Origin of the sequence: Actinoallomurus sp. CA-150999 (genome assembly GCF_050942425.1) — a bacterium.
In the GTDB taxonomy this organism is placed as follows: domain Bacteria; phylum Actinomycetota; class Actinomycetes; order Streptosporangiales; family Streptosporangiaceae; genus Actinoallomurus.
Genome location: NZ_CP192063.1, coordinates 5899316 through 5918605 on the forward strand (window position 1 = coordinate 5899316; position 19290 = coordinate 5918605).

Annotated in this window: 20 protein-coding genes; 8 read left to right on the top strand and 12 right to left on the bottom strand. The window is 71.3% G+C overall.

The window, feature by feature from the left end; all coding sequences use genetic code 11:
* Positions 1-63: 63 nt before the first annotated feature.
* Positions 64-267, bottom strand: a complete 204-nt coding sequence (locus tag ACQP2O_RS27280; RefSeq protein ID WP_433190776.1) for a DUF1918 domain-containing protein — start codon at positions 265-267, stop codon at positions 64-66.
* Positions 268-594: 327 nt separating this feature from the next.
* Here ACQP2O_RS27280 and ACQP2O_RS27285 point away from each other — a divergent pair, with 327 nt between their 5' ends.
* Both ACQP2O_RS27285 and ACQP2O_RS27290 read left to right on the top strand, forming a co-directional pair.
* Positions 595-1788 carry a sensor histidine kinase gene (locus ACQP2O_RS27285; RefSeq protein ID WP_433190778.1) on the top strand — a complete coding sequence of 398 codons (1194 nt, stop codon included), beginning with the start codon at positions 595-597 and terminating at the stop codon, positions 1786-1788.
* Positions 1785-2468 (top strand): response regulator, encoded by a 684-nt coding sequence (locus ACQP2O_RS27290; RefSeq protein WP_433190780.1) that lies wholly within the window; start codon positions 1785-1787, stop codon positions 2466-2468. The genes ACQP2O_RS27285 and ACQP2O_RS27290 overlap by 4 nt, the downstream gene beginning before the upstream one ends.
* Positions 2469-2700: 232 nt before the next feature.
* Here the strand turns inward: ACQP2O_RS27290 and ACQP2O_RS27295 are convergent, their stop codons facing one another.
* Positions 2701-3075 (bottom strand): nuclear transport factor 2 family protein, encoded by a 375-nt coding sequence (locus ACQP2O_RS27295; protein WP_433190782.1) that lies wholly within the window; start codon positions 3073-3075, stop codon positions 2701-2703.
* Positions 3076-3211: 136 nt separating this feature from the next.
* Between ACQP2O_RS27295 and ACQP2O_RS27300 the strand changes: the two genes are divergently transcribed.
* Complete coding sequence (locus tag ACQP2O_RS27300; RefSeq protein ID WP_433190784.1) at positions 3212-4210, top strand: helix-turn-helix transcriptional regulator; 999 nt, start codon at positions 3212-3214, stop codon at positions 4208-4210.
* A gap of 88 nt (positions 4211-4298) precedes the next feature.
* Here ACQP2O_RS27300 and ACQP2O_RS27305 read toward each other — a convergent pair whose 3' ends face one another.
* The 7 genes from ACQP2O_RS27305 to ACQP2O_RS27335 all read right to left on the bottom strand — a co-directional run bounded on the left by ACQP2O_RS27305 (position 4299) and on the right by ACQP2O_RS27335 (position 10749).
* Positions 4299-5222 carry an RNA polymerase sigma-70 factor gene (locus ACQP2O_RS27305; protein ID WP_433190786.1) on the bottom strand — a complete coding sequence of 308 codons (924 nt, stop codon included), beginning with the start codon at positions 5220-5222 and terminating at the stop codon, positions 4299-4301.
* A 65-nt stretch (positions 5223-5287) separates the two neighbouring features.
* The gene (locus ACQP2O_RS27310) at positions 5288-5671 is read right to left on the bottom strand and encodes a DoxX family protein (protein WP_433190788.1); all 384 of its coding nucleotides are present in this window, start codon (positions 5669-5671) and stop codon (positions 5288-5290) included.
* Positions 5672-5794: 123 nt separating this feature from the next.
* A complete protein-coding gene (locus ACQP2O_RS27315; protein WP_433190790.1) occupies positions 5795-6778 on the bottom strand; it encodes an NADPH:quinone reductase in 984 nt (327 codons plus the stop codon).
* On the bottom strand, positions 6775-7956 hold the full coding sequence (locus ACQP2O_RS27320) for an alpha/beta fold hydrolase (protein ID WP_433190792.1): 1182 nt from the start codon (positions 7954-7956) through the stop codon (positions 6775-6777). The genes ACQP2O_RS27315 and ACQP2O_RS27320 overlap by 4 nt, the downstream gene beginning before the upstream one ends.
* Positions 7957-8000: 44 nt before the next feature.
* Positions 8001-8957 (bottom strand): LysR family transcriptional regulator, encoded by a 957-nt coding sequence (locus ACQP2O_RS27325; protein ID WP_433190794.1) that lies wholly within the window; start codon positions 8955-8957, stop codon positions 8001-8003.
* Positions 8954-10090 (bottom strand): sensor histidine kinase, encoded by a 1137-nt coding sequence (locus ACQP2O_RS27330; protein ID WP_433190796.1) that lies wholly within the window; start codon positions 10088-10090, stop codon positions 8954-8956. The genes ACQP2O_RS27325 and ACQP2O_RS27330 overlap by 4 nt, the downstream gene beginning before the upstream one ends.
* Entirely contained in the window at positions 10087-10749 is a 663-nt protein-coding gene (locus tag ACQP2O_RS27335) for a response regulator transcription factor (protein ID WP_433190798.1), read from the bottom strand. Before ACQP2O_RS27335 ends, ACQP2O_RS27330 begins: the two co-directional genes overlap by 4 nt.
* A 183-nt stretch (positions 10750-10932) precedes the next feature.
* Between ACQP2O_RS27335 and ACQP2O_RS27340 the strand changes: the two genes are divergently transcribed.
* Genes ACQP2O_RS27340 through ACQP2O_RS27350 form a run of 3 tightly spaced genes read left to right on the top strand, consistent with a single transcriptional unit; the run spans position 10933 to position 14137 of the window.
* A complete protein-coding gene (locus tag ACQP2O_RS27340; protein ID WP_433190800.1) occupies positions 10933-11868 on the top strand; it encodes an ABC transporter ATP-binding protein in 936 nt (311 codons plus the stop codon).
* A complete protein-coding gene (locus tag ACQP2O_RS27345; protein ID WP_433190802.1) occupies positions 11865-13382 on the top strand; it encodes an ABC transporter permease subunit in 1518 nt (505 codons plus the stop codon). Before ACQP2O_RS27340 ends, ACQP2O_RS27345 begins: the two co-directional genes overlap by 4 nt.
* A complete protein-coding gene (locus tag ACQP2O_RS27350) occupies positions 13379-14137 on the top strand; it encodes an ABC transporter permease (protein ID WP_433190804.1) in 759 nt (252 codons plus the stop codon). Before ACQP2O_RS27345 ends, ACQP2O_RS27350 begins: the two co-directional genes overlap by 4 nt.
* A 10-nt stretch (positions 14138-14147) precedes the next feature.
* On the opposite strand, the gene ACQP2O_RS27355 is transcribed toward ACQP2O_RS27350, so the two are convergent.
* The 3 genes from ACQP2O_RS27355 to ACQP2O_RS27365 all read right to left on the bottom strand — a co-directional run bounded on the left by ACQP2O_RS27355 (position 14148) and on the right by ACQP2O_RS27365 (position 16888).
* Positions 14148-14648: a hypothetical protein gene (locus tag ACQP2O_RS27355; RefSeq protein ID WP_433190806.1), complete on the bottom strand. Its 501-nt coding sequence runs from the start codon at positions 14646-14648 to the stop codon at positions 14148-14150.
* Between the two features lie 11 nt (positions 14649-14659).
* Entirely contained in the window at positions 14660-15937 is a 1278-nt protein-coding gene (locus tag ACQP2O_RS27360) for an RNA-guided endonuclease InsQ/TnpB family protein (protein WP_433190808.1), read from the bottom strand.
* A gap of 84 nt (positions 15938-16021) precedes the next feature.
* Entirely contained in the window at positions 16022-16888 is an 867-nt protein-coding gene (locus tag ACQP2O_RS27365) for an IclR family transcriptional regulator (RefSeq protein WP_433190810.1), read from the bottom strand.
* Positions 16889-17028: 140 nt separating this feature from the next.
* Here ACQP2O_RS27365 and solA point away from each other — a divergent pair, with 140 nt between their 5' ends.
* Together solA and ACQP2O_RS27375 are read left to right on the top strand one after the other, a co-directional pair.
* Positions 17029-18162, top strand: coding sequence for an N-methyl-L-tryptophan oxidase (solA, locus tag ACQP2O_RS27370; protein ID WP_433190812.1), 1134 nt, complete (start codon positions 17029-17031; stop codon positions 18160-18162).
* A 21-nt stretch (positions 18163-18183) separates the two neighbouring features.
* A complete protein-coding gene (locus tag ACQP2O_RS27375) occupies positions 18184-19185 on the top strand; it encodes a hypothetical protein (protein WP_433190814.1) in 1002 nt (333 codons plus the stop codon).
* Positions 19186-19290 lie beyond the last annotated feature (105 nt).

Here is a 19290-nt window from a genome sequence, read left to right on the forward strand (position 1 = left end):
CCCGCGCCGCGTCGGTCCCGACGCCGCGACCGGACCGCCCTGACTTTCCGCCGAGGCCGTTGACTATTGCGCGCCCTGCTTGGCGGGGTGGTGCTCGATCAGCGTGTCGGCGGAGGGAAAGAAAACGCTCTCATGGCCGTCGCTCCAGCGCACGAGGTAAGGCGGCGCTCCGTTCTTTCCGTGCACTTCGATGATCACACCCTCGCGGATCTCATCTCCGACGTGACGGCCCTTCACCACCAGCGCGTCGCCGGCATCAGCATGCATCATTCCTCCTGATTCGTCGTCACTTGATCAACCGCCACCACCGGCCGGATCGCCGTAGCCGAAAGCGGCAACCGGCCCGACGGCTCAGTGTCGAACTCGACGTCCACTTTCATTCCAGGCGCGCCGCATCGCCGGACCGTAGAGGCGGACTTCCCTCGTATTCCAGGACTTCGGTCCTTACCGGCCCGCAGGGCCTGGACATGACGGCGCCCCGGCGGCGTGGGGGCCGTCCGGGGCGGTTGTCTGTTCGGGGGGTTGCGGCGCGTCATCCGCAATCGCCCGGACAGGTCCGTATGCCCCGGCGGACAGGGCGGATACGTTAACTGCGTGCTTCGCTCTCTCACCGCGCGCGCGGGGCCTACGGCCATCACCGGCTCGAGCGTGCCCCCGGTGCTGAATGTCGTACGGACGCTCGTCTTCGTGGTGGTGCTCTTCACGGTCCCCCTCGCGCATCCGCGTCTGGGAGCAGGCGGCAGTGGCAAGGCTCTCGCCGTCGCACTGGTCGTCATCGCCGCCGGCTACGTCGGCTGGTTGGTGCTCGCCCGGCGCAGCGAGCGCCTGACGGTCGCGGCGCTGGCCGTGTTGGGAGCGGCCGGTGGCGTACTCGCCGGGGTGTCTCCGCTCAGTACGGCCGTCGCGGTCGGCTGCGTGGTGACCTCGGCCGCGGGCGTCACGCTGAGCACCGAGGCGTCGCTGGCCATCACCGCGGAGACCGTGGCGGCGTTCCTCGTCGCGGGCCTGGTGACCCGGGCGCCGACCGAGACGCTGCTCGGCTACCCGCTCACGTTCATCGGCCTGTGGGCGTTCGGCCTGACCCGCCATGCCTACCTGCTCAGGGCCGTACAGGCCGAGCAAACGCTCGCCGAGGCCCGCCGCGCACACGAGGCCGAGACCCACGCCGCCGCGCTCGCCGAACGGGCAAGGATCGCCAGGGAGATCCATGACGTACTCGCCCACTCGCTCGCGGCGGTGTCGGTGAACCTGCAGGCGGCCGAGGGACTGCTGGGCGCTCTGCCGCCCGGACCTCCCGAGCTCGCCAAGGCGATCGAGTGCATCGGCCGCGCCGGTGTCTTCACCAGAGAAGGACTGGCGGACGCGCGCCGGGCGATCCTGGCGCTGCGCGGTGACGACGCGCCGCTGCCGGACCAGCTTTCGGCGTTGGCCGAGGAGTACCAGGCCGATGGTGACGCACCCGTCGACTTCACTGTCACCGGGCCGCCGCGCCCGGTCACCGCGGAGGTCGGCCTGGCCGCCTACCGGACCATGCAGGAGGCGCTGACCAACGCACGCAAGCACGCACCAGGGCAGCCGGTCGGATGTTCCCTCGAGTTCGCTCCGATGGAGGTCGTGGTCCGGATCGTCAACCCGCTCCCGGCAGAGACCGGTGCCGGGCCGATCGCGGCCACGGGCGCCGGATACGGGCTCACCGGGCTGCGGGAACGTGCCGCGCTGGGCGGGGGCACGCTAACGGCGGGGCCGGCCGAGGGGGAGTGGCAGGTATGCCTGAGGATTCCGGCATGAGCCCTGAGAATTCCGGTGATGCGGTCAGCGTCATCGTCGCCGACGACCAGTCCGCGGTGCGCGAGGGCCTGGCGGCGCTGCTCAGTACGCTGCCCGGCATCGTTGTGGCGGGTCAGGCGGCGGACGGCGACGCCGCGGTGGACCTTGTCGCGGCGGTGAGCCCGCAGGTCGTGCTCATGGATCTGAACATGCCCGGCTGCGACGGCGTGGCCGCGACGCGCCGCATCACCGCCGACCATCCGGGCACCCGCGTCGTCGTCCTCACCACCTACGCCGACGACGAATCCATCATCGGCGCCCTCCAGGCCGGAGCCCTCGGCTACCTGACCAAGGACGCGACGAGGGCCGAAATCGGCCGAGCCGTGCTGGCCGCCGCGGCCGGTCAGGCGATCCTCGACCCCGGAGTCCAGAAGCGCCTCCTGTCAGCCGCAACCCGCGCACCCGCCCCCTCGACCCCACTCGCAACCCCGGACGAGGGAGATCTCACCCCCCGTGAGGCCGAGGTCCTCCGTCTCATCGCGGCAGGCCAGTCCAACCGCGAGATCGCCCGGACCCTCTTCGTCAGCGAGGGAACGGTCAAGACGCACGTGAACCGCATCTTCGCCAAAACCGGCTCCCGCGACCGCGCCCAAGCCACCCGCTACGCCTTCACCCACGGCTACACGAACCCCGCCCCCTGAACCCCGCCGCCGAACGCGCCGTCCGGGCCATCCGCCGATTCGCCGGTGCGGATCAGGCGGCCATGTCAGACGGGGTGCCCCGGTCAGCGACGCGACCACCAGCCGGATCGTCATCACATGAGCACGGCTCGGGTCGTCACCTCAGCAGTGGACCCGGCGCGATGAGGCCGAGCGGGCCCGGAGCCAGGCCGGAGGCCGGTGCTCGATACGGGCCCGCTGGTGGACGGCCGGGTCAGGGCTGGATCTTGCCTTTGGCCTGGTGCATCGGGAGCAGGTCGAAGACGCTGGTCACGTGCGTGATCTTGCCGTTCTCGACGGTGATGTGGTCGATGCCGCGGAAGTCCTTCAGGAAAGGGGTGTCGGTGGTGTACACCGTCGCCGCGTGGGTGTCATTCGCCAGGACGTCGATGACGGTGGCGCTGATGAGCGAGGTCACGAACGGCTCGAGGAACCCGCGGTAGCCCTCCACCCCCTCGAACGTGCCGGTCGGCGCCTCGCACACGACGTCCTCCGCGAGGAGGCTCAGGGCCTTGTCGACGTCCTTGCTGGTCCACGCGCGGACGAAGTCCTCGGCGACCTTCTGGGCGAGCCCGTTCGTTCCAGTCACAGCATGGTTCCTCTCGTGTTTTGTCCCCTGTACGGCCGGGGACCTGCGGAGCGCCCCCTGCGGGCGGCCCGTCTACCTGCAGCGTCACCGAGGTATATGTCAGGGAGCGTCATATACAGGGGTAATTTTGGGAGGCATGAGAGCCGAGCGTCTGCTGTCGATCATGCTGCTGCTGCAGACCCATGGGCAGCTGCCGGCGGGCGAGCTGGCCGATCGCCTGGAAGTGTCGGTCCGTACGGTGATGCGCGATGTGGAGGCGCTGTCGGCGGCCGGGGTGCCGGTCTACACCGTGCGCGGCCCGCACGGCGGCATCGCGCTGCTGCCCGGCTACCGCACCAACGTCACCGGGCTGACCACCGACGAGTCCCGCGCGCTGTTCGTGCTGCTGTCCGACCGCGCCCACACCGAGCTGGGTCTGGGCCCGGCTCTCGGCTCCGCCCTGCGCAAGCTGATGGCCGCGCTGCCCGCCCCGCACCGGCCCGACGCCGACCTGGCCAGCCGCCGGATCCTCATCGACCCGGTGCGCTGGCGCGGCGGCCCCGCACGCTCCGCCGCTGTCGATCTCGCCGTGCTCCAGCAGGCGGTCTTCAACGACCGGCGGCTGCGGCTGCGCTACCGGCACGGCCGCGACAACCGCGTCCGCTCCTACACCCTCGACCCCTACGGGCTGGTCAACAAGGCCGGCACCTGGTACCTGGTCGCCGACCACCGCGGCGAACCCCGGCTCTTCCGCGCCGACCGTGCCCAGTCCGCCGCCGTACTGGACGAGCCCGTCCGCCGCCGCGACGGCCTGGAACTGGCCGACGTCTGGGACGGCCTGCGTCGCCACATCGACGACATCCCCGTACCGCTACTCGTCACGGTCAGCGTCCGGCGGGAGATGCTCGGCAAATTCCTGCGCATCCACCAGGCCGACCTGGCCGGACCCCCGCCCGTCGACCTCCTGCCCGACACCGAACTCCAACCCGAACGCGTGCCCGTCGACCTGCGCTTCCCCTCCCTGCGTGCGGCGGAGGTGCTTCTGGGGTTCGGCACCGACGCCGAGGTCCTCGCGCCGCTCGAGCTCCGCAGGGCACTGGCCCGCAAGGCGGCCGAGGCCGCCGCCCTTTACGCCGCCGACTTCGGTCCGGCCTGACACGAAGGTCGCCCGGCCGGAAGGGTCCTCGGACAGCGTCCGCGGGATGCGGCCCGGTCGACGGCGCTGAGCGTCACTGCTCGGCCCGTCACTCCGTGGGCCGACGTGCCCGTCTTACTTCGCGGTCGACCGCCCAGGCGTCCGCCACCGGGCCCACGTGCCCGAGCTTGTCGGGGTTGAGCACCAGGCGGATCGCCTGGATCTGCCCGTCGAGTACGTCGAGCGCCAGGGTGTGAAGGACCTTGCCGTCCCGGTCGCGGAAGATCGCGCCCGGCTGGCCGTTGACCTCGTGCGGCTCGTACGTGACGTCGATCCGGGCCAGCCGGGGGAAGACGGAGGCGAGCAGCCGGGCCACGTTCTCGGCACCGACGATTGCCCTGGCCAGCTGCGGGGCCTTGCCGCCGCCGTCGCCGACCATCGATACGTCGGCGGCGAGCAGGTCCTGCAGGCCGGCGACGTCGCCTTCGCGGAGCGCGTCGAAGAACCGCGACGCCAGTTGTTTCCGCTCCTTGCGGTCCGCTTCGAAGCGGGGCCGGCCTTCGGCCATGTGACGCCGCGCCCGCACCGCGAGCTGGCGGCACGCCGCCTCCGAGCGCCCCACCGCCGACGCGACCTCGGGAAAGCCGAAGTCGAACACCTCCCGCAGCACGAAGACCGCCCGCTCGAGCGGGCTGAGCCGCTCGAGCAGCAGCAGGGCCGCCATCGACACCGAGTCGGCCAGCTCCGCCGACCGTGTCGGATCCTCATAAGGGTCGGCGAGCAGCGGCTCGGGGAACCACGGCCCGACGTACTCCTCCCGCCGGACGCGGGCCGAGCGCAGCACGTCGATCGAGATCCGGGTCACCGTGGCCGAGAGGTAGGCCTTGGCCGACCTGGGTCGGGTCGAGGACGCCTCGTAACGCAGCCACGTCTCCTGGACCGCGTCCTCGGCCTCGCTCACGCTGCCCAGGATCCGGTAGGCGATCGAGAACAGCAGCGGCCGCAGCTCCTCGAACTCCTCGGTCTTGCTCATACCAGTTGCTCCTTGACGCCCCGCCGCATTGAGGAAGCAGCGCCCGTTGGTCATCATGCCGCAGGTCAGCCGGTGAAGGACCCGGTGCCGAAGCAGCCCCAGGCGATGAACGTCGCGAGCGCGAGATAGACCAGGTTCAGCACCACAAGCCTGGATTCGCCGCGACGGCCGTGGGTGATCATCGCGCCGACCATCAGCAAGATCCAGCAGACGGCGGTCACCGGCATCAGAACCGGTGCGATGTCGAGCGCGGCGGGCAGGATCAGGCCCGCCGCGGCCAGGAGCTCGAGGACGCCGAGGCTCTTGACGAAAGCGACGCCGACGTCGCCGGTCCATCCACCGCCATGGGCCGCGGCCAGTTTCGCCTTGGGCACAAAGGTCTTGGTGATGCCGCCGGTCAGAGCGACTGCGGCCAGCAGCCCGGCTGCGATCCACAGCGCGAGGTTCATCATCTGCTCCTTGGTCGAGGATTGCCTGCACCCCCTACGACGAGACGGCAACCCCCGCCTGTGACATCTCCGAACATCCGGGCATGGGCATGAGGCCGGGCCCGGCAGGCCCGGCAGAGGAGGTCACGGTCTGATGATGATCTTGCCGATCCCGCTGCCGGTCTCGACCGCCTCATGGGCGGCGGCGATCTCGTCGAGTCGGTGGCGTGCGGCGATGGGGTGGTGGAGGGCGTCCTTGGCCAGCAGTTCGGTGATGTCCTCGATGCCCGACCGCAGCGCGTCCTCGGGCATCACGTACACCAGCACCATGCGAACGACGATGCCGCGCCGCATCAGCGGATAGAACGGCAGCGTCGGCTCCGGTACGGCGTCGGAGGCGTAACCGGCGATGGTGCCGTTGGTGGCGACGACCGTGGAGGTGAGGGGAAGGTTGGCGCCGAACGCCACGTCCACGACCCGGTCGACGCCGCGGCCGCCGGTCAGCTCGAGGATGGCCTCGGCCGCGCCCGTACGGCGGTAGTCGACGACGTGGTCGGCGCCGGAGGCCAGGGAGGCGCGCTGCTTTTCGCCGGTACTGGCGGTCGCGATGACGGTCGCGCCGTGGTTCTTGGCGAGCTGGATCGCGTAGTGGCCGACGCCTCCCGCACCGCCCGTGACCAGGACCGTCGCCCCATCGACCGGGCCGTCGGCGAGCAGGCAGCGGTGCGCGGTCAGCGCCGGGACGCCGAGGCAGGCTCCGGCCTCGAAGGGGACGGCGTCGGGCAGCTCGACGGCCTGCGCGTCCGGCACCACGACGTATTCGGCCGAGGTGCCGAACGGCGAGTGCTGCCCCGCGGCGTACACCCACACCCGGCGTCCGACGCGGTAGGCGGGCACGCCGGGGCCGATCGTGTCGATGGTCCCGGCACCGTCGTCGCCGGGGACGACGCGCGGCGCGGTCATCGTCCGCCCGCCGGCACCGGAGCGCCGCTTGACGTCGGCGGGATTCACCCCGGCCGCCGCCAGCCGGACGCGGACCTCGCCGGGGCCGGGCTCGGGATCGGGCAGTTCGCCGACGGTGAGGACCTCGTGAGCGGCGCCGTTGCGGTCGTACCAGGCGGCCCTCATCGCGGATCGCCATCCGCGGCGACGGGCAGGAAGTCGTCGAGAGCGTCCGCGACCAGTTCGGGCCGCTCCAGGGTCTGCTGGTGCGGCGTGCCGGGCAGCTCCACGTAGGTCGAGCCGGGGATGCGCTCGGCGATCGCGGACATGATCTCAGGGGTCGTCGAGGCATCGACGGCACCGGCCAGCACCAGCGTAGGCACGGGAGAGTCGGCCAGGCGGCCCTGCACGTCGAGGCTCTTGTACGCGCGCCAGGCCGCCGTCCAGTCCTCGGGCAGCATGCGGCGGATCCGCTCGCGCGCGTACCGGACGCCCCAGGCGTTGGCCGCCAGCGCGCCCGGCGTGAACCACCGGGTCAGCGTCGGCGCGACCTGGGCCTCCATCCCGTCGGTCTCGCCGGACCGGGCCCGGTTCTCGAACGCGTCGGTGAACGGGTGGTCGCTGGTGGCCAGCAGCGCCAGCGACGCGATCCGCTCCCGGTGCCGTACGGCGGCGGTCTGCGCGATCGAGCCGCCCATCGACAGGCCCACCACATGGGCCTGGTCGAGCCCGAGCGCGTCCATGACGCCGACCAGGTCGTCGCCGGCCTGGTCCATCGTGAACGGCGCGGGCGAGCCGGCGGCCGAGCCGTGCCCGCGGATGTCGTAGGCGAAGACCCTGCGGCCCGTGGCGAGGCGGTGCATGACCGGCTCCCACATCCGCCAGTCCAACCCCAGCGAGTGGGACAGCAGCACGGCCGGTCCGCTCTCGCCCACCTGCGCCACCACGGTCTCGTGGTCCTCGAGCCGCACCTTATGGAGCCTCGCGGGAGCGGGGACGCCCGCCTCGGCCAGCACCTGGTCGATCACGCTCAGCGCGGTCAGGCCACGCGGGAAACCGGCGTACAGCGCCACGTGCTCGGCCAGCGCCCGCAGCTCGTCCGCTCCGATGCCCTGGCGCAGGGCGGCGCGTACGTGCACGGCGAGTTTGTCGTCCACACCCCCGAGCGCCGCGATGACCGCCACCGTCGCCAGCTCCCGGGCGGCCCGGCCGAGCTCGGGCCGGGCCATCGGCCCGGCGAAGCCGGTCTCGATCATCGTTTCGTACATGTGCGGCGAGGCGGCCCTGATCCCGGCGAGCTGCTCCTCGGCGGAGCCGCCGATGAGTGCCGCGTATTCCCTCAGGCCACGTTCGTTTCTGTCCATGACTCGATCATTTCCGCAGATCGAGTCATACGTCCAATATCTGATCAGCCTCGTGGTGATAGGCCGAGGATATCGCCGTGCTCGGCCACGAAGTCGACGAAGACCTTCAGCGCGGGAGGCGACACCCGTACCGCTGACCAGGCCAGCGACGGCCGCCAGGTCAGCACCGGCTCCAGATCGATCACCCGTACGGGCGGGCCGGGCTCGGCGGCGACCGAGCGCGGCAGCACGGCCGCGGCGAGCCCGACGCTCACCAGCGACCGCGCCGTCCCGTAGTCGCGCGTCTCGAACCGGAACCGCCCGGAGATCCCGGCGTCGGCCAGCGCCCCCGCGACCACCTCCCGTACGACCGACCCGGGCGGATAGGTGACGAGATCGAGGTCGCCCAGGTCGGTCACCCTCGCCCGCCCGCCCGGCGCGAAGGCCGCTTCCGAGAAGGCGGCGTCCGTGTGGGCGGTGGGCGTGACATGCCGTGGCGAGGGATCAGGCGCCACGATCAGTACCAGCGGTTCCTCTCCGAGCGGGTGGGTGGCCAGCCGGGGCTCGTTCCGCGGCACCTCGGCCACGGTCGCCACGTCCAGCCGCCCGGCCAGCAGGCCCTCCACCATCTCCCCGGTGGTCATCTCGCGGAACCGCATCTCGACCCCGGGATAGGCGGCGCAGAACTCGGCCAGCAGCCTGGACATCCCCGCGATGAGTCCGCGCGCCACCCCGAGCCGGATCCGGCCGCGCGTACCGCCGCCCCACCCGCGCATCTCGTCCTCGACCGCGCCGATGTCCGCGAGGATCCGGTCGGCTCGCTCCAGCAGCGCCGAACCGGCCTCGGTCAGCGCCACCCGATGGTTGTCCCGCTCGAACAGCACCACGCCGAGTTGGCGTTCGAGCTTTCGGATCTGCTGGGACAGCGCGGGCTGGGCGATCCGCAGCTCCCGCGCGGCCCGGGTGAAGTGCAGCTCCCTCGCCACGGCCTGGAAGTACTCGAGCTGACGTGAACTGATCACCGCCCGACTATCCCACCGCTCGGATGGTGGAGGTTCGGGTGCGGTGCGTGCGCGAACCGTACGGTGATGGACAGGCCGCCTTCGGGGCGTGCGCCGGCGGTGAGGGTGGCGTGGTGAGCTTGGGTGACGGCGTTGACGATGGCGAGGCCGAGACCGTAGCCGTCGCGGCGGCCGTTACGTTCGGGCGCCAGTCTCTGGAAGGGCTGAAAGAGGCGCTGGATCTGGTCGTCGGGGATGACCGGCCCGCTGTTGGTGACCGTAACGGTCACCTGCGTGCCGGACGTCTGGGTCGTGACCTCTACGTGCCCGTCTGAGCGGTTGTGGCGGATGGCATTGTCGATGAGGTTGCCGATGAGGCTTTCGATCAGTCTTGGATCCCCGGCCGTCACTGCGGGCGATAGGTGTTCGGCGAGGGCAAGGCCTCTCTCTGTCGCTCGGTCGCGGCGGGAGGCGAGCACTCCTTCGGCTACTTGAGCGAGGTCGAGGGTGTCCCGGCGAGAGATTCCGCGCTCGCTGGTGGCCAGGACGAGCAGTGCCGTGACGAGCCGTTCCTGGTGTCCGCCGAGAGCGAGGGCCTCCTGGCAGGCCGAGCGCAGGGTGTCGGTGTCGGCGTCGGGGTCGGCGAGGGCGACTTCGAGGAGGGTGCGCAGCCCGGCGAGGGGGGTGCGCAGCTCGTGGGAGGCGTTGGCGATGAAGTGGCGTTGGGCGTCGAAGGAGGCTTGAAGGCGGGCGAACAGGTCGTCGAGGGTATTGCCGAGTTCGGTCAGCTCGTCCGTGGGCTCGCCGAGGTCGAGGCGGCGGTGGAGGTCGCCGGCGGAGATGATTTTGGCGGTGGCGGTGATGGCGCGCAGCGGGTGCAGGAACCGGCCGGCGACGAACCAGCCGAGAGCCAGGGCGACCGGAATCAGGATGACCAGGGCGACGGCGGATCCCGTGAGGAGCTGGGGCAGGCTGATTCCGTGCCCGGTGAGCACGGGCGCTGAGGGGTCGCCTTGGGGTTTGGTCGACTGGACGCTGGCGAGCGGGACGTCGACGAGTACGAGCACGAAGACCCCAGCGGCGTAGATGCCCGCCGCGTAGGCGAGCGCGAGCCGCGTCTGCAAGGACCTTCTGGCGAGCTGCTGGGAGGTCATGACGATCCGATGCGGTAGCCGCCTTCGCGGATGGTCTCGATCACGGGCGGGTCGCCGAGCTTGACCCGCAACCGGTGCATGGTGTGCTTGACGGCGCTGCTGAAGGGGTCGGCGGCCTCGTCCCAGACGCGTTCGAGTAGTTCCTCGGCGGAGATGACCAGGCCGGGCGCGGCGAGCAGGCATTCGAGCAGGGCGAACTCCTTGGGACTCAGCTCGAGGCGCCGGCCGGCCCGGAACGCGATGCGGCGGGCCGGATCGAGGGTGATGTCACCGCATGCCAGGGTGGGCGGTAGCGGCGGGGTGGCGCGGCGGGCCAGAGCACGGACGCGGGCGACCAGTTCGGCGAACGCGAACGGCTTGGGCAGGTAGTCGTCGGCGCCGAGGCTGAGCCCGTCGACGCGATCCTCGATCGTGTCGGAGGCGGTGAGCATCAGGATGCGGGTCTCGCAGCGGCCGTGGGCGAGTTGCCGGCAGATCTCGTCCCCGTGGACGCCGGGCAGGTCGCGGTCGAGGATCACCACCTCGTAGCGGGTGACGGCCAGGCGGTCGAGGGCGGCGGTTCCGTCCAAGACGACGTCGACGGCCATGCCCTCGCGGCGCAGCCCGGTTCCGATGGAGCGGGCGAGGACCTCGAAGTCCTCGACGACGAGCACCCTCACCGCCGCTCACCGCCGGTCGTCGTACGGGCGGGGCGGCCGAACGGGCCATCGGGTCGAGGTGCCATGCGTCGACGATGCCAGATCCCCGGTTCCAGCCCGGTCGCAGCCGCTGCGACCGGGCTGGAACCGGGTGCCGCGTACAACCGTCGGCATGAATCCGTTTCGAAACGTGAGTTCGCCGCGATGAGCGCCGCAGGGATCGTCGTCGCCGGACTGCGCAAGCGCTATGGGGGGACTCTGGCCCTCGACGGCATGTCCTTTACCGTCCGTCCGGGTGCGGTGACCGGCTTCCTGGGGCCGAACGGGGCCGGGAAGTCCACCACGATGCGGGTGATCCTCGGCCTGGACGCGGTCGATGAGGGCAGCGCGCTGATCGAGGGCCGGCCGTACCGCAGCCTTCGGCACCCGCTGAACCATGTCGGTTCCCTGCTGGACGCGGCGGCGCTGCACCCTGGCCGCAGCGGGCGTAACCACCTGCTCTGGCTGGCGCATTCGCAGGGCCTGGCCGCGCGGCGGGTGGACCAGGTGATCGAGCAGGTCGGCCTGACCTCCGCGGCCCGCCGCAAGGCCGGCGGCTACTCGCTCGGCATGCGGCAGCGGCTCGGGATCGCCGCGGCCCTGCTGGGCGACCCGCCGATCATCATGCTCGATGAGCCGTTCAACGGTATGGACCCCGACGGCATCATCTGGATGCGCGGTTTCCTGCGGTCGCTGGCCGCTCAGGGCCGCGCCGTGCTGGTCTCCAGCCACCTGATGAGCGAGGTGCAGGACACGGCCGACCATCTCGTCGTGGTCGGGCGCGGCAGGGCCATCGCCGACGCCGGCGTGGCCGACCTGATCGCGGCCGCCTCCGAGAACCGGGTGGCCCTGCGGACCACGGCAGGGACGCACGCGATGAGGGTGCTCGCGCACGCCGGCGCGACCGTGGCGGCCACCGGCCGCGACACCATCACCGTCTCCGGCCTGCCCGCGGATCGGATCGTGACGCTGCTCAGCGGGAGCGCGGTGCCGTTCTCCGAGGTGTCGGCGCACCGCGCCACCCTTGAGGACGTCTACCTGGAGCTCACCCGCGAGACGGTCGAGTTCCGCGCCGCGGCGCCCACGGAGGTGTCACGGTGACCCCGACCGTTACGCCTCACCGACCCGGCCAACGGGTCGGGCGGGACGGCTTCTCCCAGTTGCTGCACGCGGAATGGACCAAGTTCCGAACCGTCCGCGGCTGGGTGACCGGCACGATCGCGGCGGCAGTGATGATGGTGCTGTTCGCCCTGCTCACCGGGGCCAGCGGCAACCAGAAGGGCGCACCACCCGTTCCGATCGGACCGGGCGGTGAACCGGTCACCGACAGCTTCTACTTCGCGCACCAGCCGCTCGCCGGAAACGGCAGCATCACCGTCTCCGTCTCCGCGCTCAAGAGCAGCATCCCCAAGCGTCCCGGGGACCTGCGGCCCGGCATCGTGCCGTGGGCGAAGGCCGGGCTCATCATCAAGGAGAGCACCCGCCAGGGATCGCGCTACGCGGCGATCATGGTCACCGGCAGCCACGGCGTGCGGATGCAGGACAACTACGTCAACGACACGGCCGGCCCCCTGGGCGCGGTTCCCCGCCGGCTGCGGCTGGACCGTTCGGGCGACGCGATCACCGGTTATGCCTCCACCGACGGCACGAAATGGACCAAGGTGGGCACCGCGCAGGTGAGCGGGCTCGGATCGACCGCGCAGGTCGGGCTGTTCGTCGCCTCCCCGCAAGCCGTGGGCGGCGGGGGCACGCGCGGCAGCGTGTCCACGGCCACCTTCGAGGATCTTCGGACCCAAGGGGGCTGGGCCGGTGGCGACTGGACAGGCGATCAGGTGGGGGCCAGATCCCCCAGCTTCGCCGGCTACCCGGAAGACGGCTCGGGTTCGGTCACGCGATCCGGCGCCCGGTTCACGGTGACCGGCGCCGGCGACATAGCGCCCGCCGTCCGCGACAGCCTCCCGACCGGCGGCCTCCTCAAGGACATCCTCACCGGCACGTTCGCCGCGCTGATCGCGGTGGTCGTCGTGGGGGCGCTCTTCATCACCGCGGAGTACCGGAACACGATGATCCGACTCACCCTGGCCGCGAGTCCGAGGCGGAGCCGGGTGCTGGTGGCCAAGGCGATCGTGTTGTGGGCCGTCACCTTCGTCGCCGGGCTGGCGGGGACGATCCTCGCGACTCCGCTCGGTGAGCGGCTCGCCCAGGGCAACGGCGTCTACATCTTCCCGGTGTCATCCTCGACCGAATTGCGGGTGGCGCTCGGGACCGCGGCGCTCCTCGCGACCGCCTCGGTCCTGGCCCTCTCCGTCGGTGCCATCTTCCGGCACAGTGCGGGCGCGGTCACCACCGTCATCGTGGCCATCGTGCTGCCCTACATCCTGATCGCCATCCCGTTCCTGCCCGCAAGCGTGTCGAAGGGAGTGGCCACGGCGACACCGGGCGCGGCTTTCGCCGTCCAGCAGACGCTTGTTCCGTATCACCAGGTCGCAAGCAATTACACGCCCTACTACGGCTACTACCCGCTGGCGCCATGGGCCGGGTTCGCCGTCCTGGCCGGCTACGCGGTGGCGAGCCTCGCGGTAGCAGCCGTCCTTATCCACAGGAGGGACGCATGAGGCCGGCGCTGCACGCGGAATGGACGAAGATACGGACCGTCGCCGGCCCCCTTTGGCTGCTCCTCGGTACCGTCGCGGCGACGGTGGCCCTCAGCACCGTGGCGACCTCGGTGGTGAACTGCACGGCCAATGTATGCGGCGGCGACACGACCAAGATCACCCTCATGGGCGTCTACCTCGGCCAGGCGCCGGTCGCCATCCTGGCAGTGCTGATCATCAGCAGCGAGTACGGCTCGGGCATGATCCGCACCACCCTGACCGCGGTGCCGCGGCGAGCCACCGCCTTCGCGGCCAAGGCCATTTCTCTCACCGGCGTCGTGGCCGTCGGTGGAACCGCCGCCGTCCTCGGGTCGGTGCTCGCCGGGCGGCTCATCCTGCCCGACCTCGGCGACCGGGCCCTGTCCCTGGCCGACGGGCCGACGCTGCGCGCGGCCGTCGGGACGGTCCTCTACCTGATTCTGATCGCCCTTCTCAGCCTCGGTATCGCGACCGCCGTGCGGGACTCCGCCACCAGTCTCGGGATCGTCCTCGGCCTGCTCTACCTGTTTCCCATCCTCGCCCAGACGGTCGGCGATCCGCACTGGCAGCGCCTGCTCCAGCAGATCGCGCCGATGAGCGCCGGGCTCACCATCCAGGCCACCACCGACCTCCGTGGCCTGCCCATCGGCCCCTGGGCCGGTCTCGGCGTGACCGCCGGGTGGGCCGCCGCGGCGCTGTTGGCCGGCGGCCTGCTGCTGCGACGACGCGACGCCTGAGCCGCGGACGTCATCGGACCTCCGCCCGCGTCAGCACGCTCCAGGCGGCCAGCGGGGCCAGCAGCAGGGTCAGGAGGCCGGAGATGAACAGGCTGGTGCCGACGCCCGTCAGGGCGATCAGCGGGCCGCCGGCGAGCAGGCCGAGCGGGGCGGCGACCGTCGAGCCCGTCGTCCAGAGCGTGACCACCGGCTGCTGCTCGGCGGGCCGCAGGCCCGTCTGCAGGAAGCTGTACGCGATTGGGGTGAACGGGGCCCAGACCAGGCCGCCGCGGCCGAAGACGACCATGGCCGCGGTCTGATTCTCGATGCCGGCCAGCGCGATCGGGCACAGCGCCCACAGCGCGATGATCGTGATGAGCAGCGGGCGCTGGGGGAGGTTGCGGAGCCGGTCGACCAGGCCGGCGCCCGCGAGCGCCCCGACGCCCAGCGCGGTCCAGAGCAGACCCAGGCCGGACGCGCCGGTGTGCAGCGTCCCCCGCACGTACAGCGGCAGGGCCACCTCGATCGGCATGTAGAGGAGCGTCAGCTTCTTGGCTGTGAGCGGCCGGGCTTGAGGCTCGGGCGTTCACACCTTGTCGCGCTCCCCGTCACGGCTGGCCGTCGCGCCAGGGTCGCATCTCCCTTCACCCCAGGATTGGGGGTCGGGACGGGCATGCTGACGAATGCCCACGCCACGCACGCCCGTTTCCGGATGTTCGCAGCGGCGATGACGTCGGCGGGGCCAGCGAACCCGCACCGACGACAACAAAAAGTATCCCGGTCGGGCCGGTTGGCCCGCATGGTGTGCCCACACCACGGCACCGGACATCGCTGGGAGGTGTAGGCCGGATCCACCTCCACGAACGGCACCCCGGCCCGCAGCGCCTTGTACTGGATGAAGGTCCCGAGCTGGTGGAACGGCCAGGAGGAGAGAGTGGCCCGCTGGTGCCGCCTGAGCCGTACCCGATCGCGTATCCCACTCAATTCCTCAAGTGCGATACCGCGTCCGGTGCGTCGGGCAACGGCCACGATCTGCTTACTGATCTTGTGGTTGTCATTCGAGGCGTGCCGCGCCTCCCGCTGTGACCGGCGGGCAAGACGGCGGGCCGCCGACCGGCTACCCGCGGCTTTCTTGGCCTGCAACTCGGCGCGCAGCCGGGCCTGGCGCCTGCGGTAGCGCTGCAGGCCCTTGCCCTGGTGGTTGTCGCCGTCGGAGGTGGTGGCCAGGTTCACGATCCCCCGATCCACCCCGATCCAATCGGCAGGCTCGAACTGCGGGGCCTCCTCGACCTCACACGTCGCGATCAGAAACCACATCCCATCGCGGCGCACCAGATCGGTCTCGCCCTTGCGGTGCGCCGCCAGAAACTTCAACTGCCCCGGCTCGCCGGTGAAGGCGATGCCCCGGACCCGGCCGTGAGCGGTCCAGATCGAGATGGTCCGGGCGTCCATCTGCCACGACAGGCACCGGTCATCGAACGGCTGAGCCGCATCAGCCCGGAAGACGATTGGCTTGGACTCCGCCTTACGACGCCGACGCGAATCCTCACCACCCAGCAGGCCCGCCTCGATCTGGGCGTGCAGCGTGGTGTAGGCATCGGCGACCTTACGAATTACATGCAACGCCGGCTGCGCCGACAGCCCACGCGCCTTCAACTCCGCGTAGACGAGCTTTTGCAGCTTCTGCCGAGCGAACACCCTCTGCTCAAACGCGACCGCCGACACCTCGCCTGCCAAGGTGTTGCACAGGGGCAGGGTCGCCGCCAGCGCCGCCGCCTGCTCAGGCGTCGGCAGCAGTTTCACCTGCACCACCAACTTCACGACCAGTGACCCTACAAGTGCGCACCGACATCGGGGGCAACTCCACGAATTCAACGGTGACGCCTGGTAGCGGCTGCCGGTCGGTTACATCCCGGTCATTCCGCCGAGGCGGCGGGTGCTGATCTCGGTGGCCGTGTCGGCGATCAGCCGGCCCAGCTCCGACTCCCGGTCCGGTTCGTATCGGGAGTCGGGCATCGAGATGGCGAGGGTGGCCAGGGGAGTGTCGTCGGCGTCGAAGATGGGCGCGGCGATCGCGGCGACGTCGGGCCGGTACTGGTTGCGGTTGAGCGCGTATCCGTCCCGTCGTACGCGCTCGAGCTCGGCGCGCAGCTCCGCCGGGTCGGTGATGGTCGCCTCGCCGTAGCTCTCCAGTCCGTGGGCGATGAACTCCTCCACATCCGCGGTGGGGAGGTGGGCGAGGATGGCGCGTCCGGTCGCGGTGGCGTGGAGTGGTGAGGTGTCGCCGATCTCATGGAAGGTGCGCACCGTCCGGTCGCAGTCGACCCGGTCGACCACGACCATGCAGTCCAGCCCGTCCGGGACGGACAGGTGGATCGTCTCGTTGAGCGCGTGCCGGAGCCGGACCATGGGCTCACGGGCGGCGGCGAACAGGCTCGCGCCCTGCAGGGCGGCCGGCCGGACGGCGAGCACGCGCGCGCCGATCTCCCAGCGGGTCGTGTCGCCCCGGCTCGCCCGCAGCCACCCCGCCTCGTGCAGCGTCACGAGGGTGCGCTGGACCGTCGACTTGGGAATCCCATAGAGCTTCGCGAGCTCTCCCACGGTCACCGGCTGATGCTGAGCCACCGCTTCCAAGAGCCGCAGGCTACGCGTCACGCTCTTCATTTCCACGAGGTTTCCCCAGTTAAATCCCGGTCTCCGGCGAAGAGACCCCTTGACTTGATCTCTGGCAACCCTCAAGCTTGTGCCAAATAATAGCACGGCATGCCACATAGTGGCACGGGCCTTCGGTGACACACCTTCGTCTCCCGGCTCCCCGCGCGGCGAACCCGCGCGCGTTCCCCTTCGAATACGCCTCTCCCCGCCATACGAGCAAGAGTCGGTCCACCCCTCGAGACGAAGAGGAGTCCTCCGTGGTACCCAGGAAGCGCGTCGCCGTGGTCGGCGTCGGGACGATGGGCAGCCAGGCCGCCTGGCGGCTGGCAGCCCGCGGGGCCGAGGTCGTCGGCTTCGACCGCTTCGCTCCAGGCCACGACCGCAGCGCGGCCGGCGGCGAGACGCGGATCTTCCGCAGCGCCCACTTCGAGGACTCGCGTTACGTGCCGCTGCTGAAGCACGCCGACACGCTGTGGCGCCGGTTGCAGGACGAGAGCGGCCGGGAGCTGCGCCGCCTGACCGGCTGCCTGCTGATGGGGCCGGCCGAGCACCAGCAGATGCGCACCGTGCTCGAGTCGATCGCCGAGCACGGGCTCGAGCACGAGGTGCTGGACGCCGACGCGCTCGCCAAGCGGCTCCCGCAGTTCCGGCTCGAGGACGGCGACGCCGCGGTCCTCGACCGCAACGCCGGGTACGTCCGTCCCGAGCTCACCGTCGTCACCGCCGCCCGTGAGGCGGAGCGGCTGGGCGCGCGAATCCACCGCTACACCCCGGTCCGCGAGATCGTGCCCGCGGGCGGCGGCGTCGACGTTCGTACGGACGAAGGCGCCGAGCGCTTCGACGCCGTGGTGGTGACCGTCGGCCCGTGGGTCAACGAGCTGCTCCCCGGCCTGCCGTGGGAGGTGGACGTCCGCCGGCTCATCAACGCCTGGTACGTGCCCACCTCCGACGCCTGGTCCGGCGCCGAACGGCCCGCGTTCATCCGGACCGCGCCGACCCACTGCTACGGCCTGCCCTCGCCCGACGGGATCTCGGTGAAGCTCGGCCTGTCCCGGGCGCTGCACCGGCCGGTCGACGACCCGAACCAGGTGGACCGGACGGTACGGCCGGAGGAGCTGGAGGTGTTCACCGGCCTGCTCCGGCGCTACCTGCCCGACCTGAACCCCGATCCGATCCGGCTCTCGGTCTTCATGGAGGGCTACACCGACAGCAGCCGGCCCCTCGTCGGCCCGCTGCCCGGCGCCTCGAACGTCGTGCTGCTCGCCGGGTTCTCCGGCCACGGGTTCAAGCTGTCGCCCGCGATGGGCGACATCGCGGCGGACCTCGCGCTGACCGGGACCACCGACCAGCCGATCGACTTCCTTTCCACCGTCGGCCGCGCGGCGGCCTGACCCCGCGAGAAGAGGAGTGAGATGACGACCTCAGCGCACGCGACCGGCCACGGCGACCTGACCGTGGGCCCGCTGCGCGCCGAGCCGGGGACCAAGGTCCGCGGCAGCGTACGGGCCGACCTGGGCTCCACGGCCGTGGACGTCCCGGTCACCCTGGTGAACGGGGCGCGGCCGGGTCCGACGGTGGTCATCACCGCGGGCGTGCACGGCGGTGAGTTCACCGGAGTGGACGCCGCGACCCGGCTCGGCGCGCTGGTCGAGCCCGACGAGGTCCACGGCCGGCTGGTGATCTGCCCGGTGGCCAACCCTCCGGCGGTGTACCACGGGCGTCTCGGCGTGTCCCCGCTCGACGGCGTCAACATCAACCGGGTGTTCCCCGGCGACCCGGCGGGAGGGCCGACCGAGCGGCTGGCCGCCTGGGTCTTCGAGGTCCTGATCGCCGGTGCCGACGCCTACGTCGACCTGCACAGCGGAGGCATCGACGAGACGCTCCGCGACTTCGTCGGCTACCGGCTCACCGGCGACGCCGACCTCGACTCCAGGACGCGGGCGATGGCGCACGCGCTCGGGATCGAGGACGTCATCCTCGGCCTGAACGCCGAGGGCGGCAACAGCCACGCGGCCGCCGCCCGTCAGGGCGTTCCCGCCGTCCTGGTCGAGACCGGCTGCCTGGGGGAGCGCGGCCCGGACGTGGCGCGCTCCTTGACCGAGTCCCTGTACCGGCTGCTGGCGCACCTGGGCGTGCTGCGGCGGGACGCGGGCCCGCAGCCGCCGCCGGTCCGCGAATGGGTCTGGGCCGGTGCCGTGACCGCGGAGGCCACCGGCCTGTGGTACCCCGACTCCGGGACGGGGGACGACGTGAGCGCCGGTCAGGTCATCGGCCGCGTCATCGACCCCGCCGACGGCCGCGAGCACAAGGTCACCGCGACGGCGACCGGCCGGATCTTCTACGGCATGCACGGCCTCACCGTCGCACCCGGCGCCGAACTCGCGGCCATCGCCGCCCCGTACGAAGGCGCGTGACCATGGCCCGCTTCCTCTCGGCCGGCGGCCGGTACCCGCCTCCCGCCTTACCCCGCCCGCACGCCATAGGTGACCACGGCAGGGACCACATCGGGGACAGATCGG